Genomic DNA, 3,699 nt, shown 5'->3' on the forward strand with positions numbered 1-3,699 from the left:
CGCCAGCCATATCCTGCAACAGCAGCAAGCCGGTCCCGCACAACCCGAAGTAGTACTCCGCCTGCTCGGCCCGGGCATGGATATGACCACGAGTCATAAAAAACTCGTTCCCTATCCTGCCGGCCTCAAGATGGGTGACACCCATGTTGAGATCCCCCTCCACGCCACTGCTGGGCAACATCGCCACACGATAGAGCACAGTTTGCGGGTCAACCTCAGCTTCAGCAGCCGGATCGGCAAACAAGCCATACAGATCAGCCAACCTGGTACTCTTCTCCACCAGTTCAGCACCGGACAAACTGCCGATCGCAAAATCCACCATGGGCGGGATCATCAGCTTCATCATCATCTATTCCTCAGTGACGCTTTATCAGATGGCACATTTGCGCCTCGCCAGAACAAGCTAAAGGGTTAATCCATTAACCACAAGCGTCATCGCTGATGCCTCATCACTATTCGGACCACCAAATCGCCGAGGGACTGGTGCCGGCGAGTCTGATGTCGCTAGGCTGTGTTATGCAGACCTCCATGTCACGCAAGGGGAACTGCTTCGACAACGCCCCGATAGAAAGCTTCTGGGGGTCTCTTAAAAATGAACTGGTTCACCACCATAGATTCAAGACGAGAGCGGAGGCCAAGGCAGCGATTCAGGAATACATAGAGATTTTTACAACCGCCAACGTCGGCATTCACGACTTGGCAATGTCAGCCCGGCGGAGTTTAACAAGAGGTATTGGAGAACAGCTCAGGCTGCTTGATCCGGGACTGTCCGATCTTGTCAGGACACCTCAGGTCTGACTGAACGGATATAGCCGGTGCAATAGACGGTTTGATAGCTGTAGTTGCCAATGCTCGGTAGCCAGTAAAAGAACTGGCTATCGCCTATCAGATCCCAGGTCTTTGCCGTATAGCGCTGGGTCGCAGGCCAACGATGGTCATAGATAGTGGTAAAGGTGTTGATATCCACCACATCCTCAACCATGGTGATCTTGGCCAGATAGGAGGCAAACCCATACTGGTTAGAGCCCGTCCAGCCAGTGAATGCGCTGTTATCAATCCGCCACGATACATTCCCCGACTCACTGACATTGGTGGGCCGCACGATAAAAATCTTCCCGTCCCCGCTTTCGTGGGTGATCGTCCAGCCCAGCGGCGCCACCTTCATGGTCATGGCCGCGCCCGTTCCTGGGGCACCGGGGTTGCCGCCGTCAATCTCAAACCAGACCTGAGTGGCGGTGACCTGCATCACCCGATGCTCGCCGTTGTAGGCAGCAGGCGATACCCCCTCGACCTGGACAACTGAGTCTTGCAGATAGGCATGACCACCGGTAAAGGTCGCCACCGCCCACCCCTTGGCGGCATCGAAAGCCAGCGCGTTGATGGTCAGGGTGCCAAAGCCGGTGACCAGCACCGCCTTGAGCAGCGCCGCCAGGGCGCCCTCTGCGGTATCGCCCAGGCTCGGGGCCCCCTGCATCTCGCTTGCAAACCATTTGACCTTGTATTCAGCCATCACTTTTCTCTCCACGGGCAAGGCGCAACGCCTCACCGGTTAACGGTTGACGTTGCCCCTGAGCTGGGCCTCGAAACGGTCGGTATCCACCGCAGCCACCGATTGCAAGATGGTGCGGATAAACCAGATCGGGTAATTGGCGGCGTAGGTGTTGAACCGCAGCACGTTGCCCACAGCCCAACCGGCCCCCCAGCCACGCCGGTCAAGCCTGAAATAGGGCTGGCCGTTGTTGGGGTTGATGGGGGCAAAGTCGGTATTCACGTCCCCCACCGCAATTTGGCCCACATGCTCGCCGACCAAAATAAACGTGGTGGTGGTCTGGAAGATGATGGCCCAACGCTCTTGCAGGGTTGCCCGGTTGGTCACCACGATCGGGAAATCCGTGTCGTTGTATTCCGCCGTGCAGGGGTCGCCAATCAGAAAATCAGACCAGTTATTTGTCCAGGTGCGTTGGTCGAACAGAACCCCATAGCGGGCCCACAGGTCACCGATGATCAGGGCGCTGGAGACCAGGGTATCTGCCGCCTCATAGTTGTGACTGAGGGGCCGAGCCAGGGTGATGCGGCCCGAGATCTCCACATCAGTGGCCAGGCTCATATCCTCGACCCGGTGAACCACGGTCAGCGGCTCCACATAGCCGGTCAGACTCAGTGGGCTGGCCAAGGTCACTATCCCACTGTTCATGTTGACGTTGTAGAGCTGCGGCGCCAGCTCCTTGCCGTTCTTGTCCTCCACCCGGCAATAGGCCAGCCGTTCTCGCCCGGTATTGAGCTGCTGCCCGGCCTGTACTCCCATGGGGAAGGCACTGCACTTGGTGGAATGCACCACCACGATGTACCCCTTGCGTATGAAGGGCACCCGGCCATCTGATGGCAGGCGCACCGGATCCAGCTTGATCAGATCCGCATCGAGCGGCAGATAGCTATAGACCACCGCATTAAACCGGATGGTGTCAGCCACCACGGACAAGGGGCGCCAGATCTTGCCATCGACCACCCTATCGGGGTCAAACCAGGGTTTACCCTCGTTGCCCGCAGCCGTCACCAGGCGGCCAAAGCGCACCGATACCACCCCGGTCTGATAGTCCACCTTGCCAGTTACATCCGTGCTGGTGATGGTGCCATCGCCGTTGGCGGTCACCTCAAACCGGCGCCCGTCCGCGGTGTTGCCGCTCAGGTAAAGGCTGGATGGCGCAATGGGCGCCCCTGGTGTCCTGAATGTCACCTCATCCACCGTCTGGGCCACCAGGCTGGTGACCAGCGAACTCAGGGCAGGCACTGGCACCGCGCCGGGGTTCCATACCGTGACGGTCGCCTTGCCGGTGGCGTAATCCAGTGTCCCGGCCTGCTCACCGGCTCCGGTGGCGGGGTCGATGTTGCGATAGAGGATCCCTTGCCTGTCCACATAGACAGACCCGCCCAGGGCAAAGCGCACTGAGTTGGCCAGGATCGCCTCGCCGTTGCGCGGGGTGATATCCAGCACCAGCGGGGTGGCTGTCACTGTGTCCTGGCCCGCGCTGCTGGCGTTGTTGCTGCGGTACTCCACCTCGACCCAACCACTGTCGTCAACCGGGAACAGGTAAGCCGCCTGCACGTAGTAGATCTCCACCAACGTCCAGCGCTGGCGGGCAATGGTGTTGCCGTGGCCATCGCCATAGGTGCCGATGGTGCGCCACTCATAACGGGTTTTCGGAATGCCGCCCTGGCCATCCGGCTTGATGGTGATCTTTCCGGTGGTGTAGTTAACGGTGCCCCGTTCAACCCCTGCCGCATCCAGCAGCTTGCCCGCGCCGTTGTCGCGCACACTGATGATCGGGTCACGGGTAGCGATCACCAGTTCGGTGTCGTCCTTCACCTCCTCATAAAGGGCATTCCAGCGCAGCGAGACCATTCTGGGGGTCAGGTTCTGCTTGGCCAGCTGCAGGGTGATCGTCCCGTCCGGGTTGCGGGCCGGGTAGTCAAAGCGTTGAGTGTCCGGGTCGCCGTACTGGTAAACAACCTGGTACTCCTGGCCGCCATCCGGCAGGGTCGCCACCCGCAGGGCCAGATCGCCGGTTACATAATTGATGGTGCCGGTGGCATCGCCGGTCAGCTGACCCGCCCCGTTGTCGATGGCGGTTTTGGTCGCGCCACCGGCTTGCCAGGTCAGGGTCAGGCTGTTGGGGGTGATCCCCTCATGGGCCAGCTTAT

At 59.7% G+C, this 3,699-nt stretch carries 2 protein-coding genes and 2 pseudogenes; 1 reads left to right on the forward strand and 3 read right to left on the reverse strand.

Annotated features, from left to right (window positions below; translation table 11 throughout):
- A partial coding sequence (locus ACW5W8_RS23350; RefSeq protein ID WP_498630791.1) for a glucose-6-phosphate isomerase family protein occupies positions 1 to 349 on the reverse strand: 349 nt, incomplete at its 3' end.
- A 167-nt stretch (positions 350 to 516) separates the two neighbouring features.
- Here ACW5W8_RS23350 and ACW5W8_RS23355 point away from each other — a divergent pair.
- Positions 517 to 758, forward strand: a pseudogene (locus ACW5W8_RS23355) (IS3 family transposase); the annotation flags it as partial.
- 20 nt (positions 759 to 778) lie between these two features.
- Here the strand turns inward: ACW5W8_RS23355 and ACW5W8_RS23360 are convergent.
- Together ACW5W8_RS23360 and ACW5W8_RS23365 are read right to left on the reverse strand one after the other, a co-directional pair.
- Complete coding sequence (locus tag ACW5W8_RS23360; protein WP_498630793.1) at positions 779 to 1,510, reverse strand: hypothetical protein; 732 nt, start codon at positions 1,508 to 1,510, stop codon at positions 779 to 781.
- 39 nt (positions 1,511 to 1,549) lie between these two features.
- Positions 1,550 to 3,699, reverse strand: a pseudogene (locus tag ACW5W8_RS23365) (curculin (mannose-binding) lectin protein); the annotation flags it as partial.

The sequence above is a fragment of the Aeromonas aquatilis genome, from assembly GCF_054052405.1.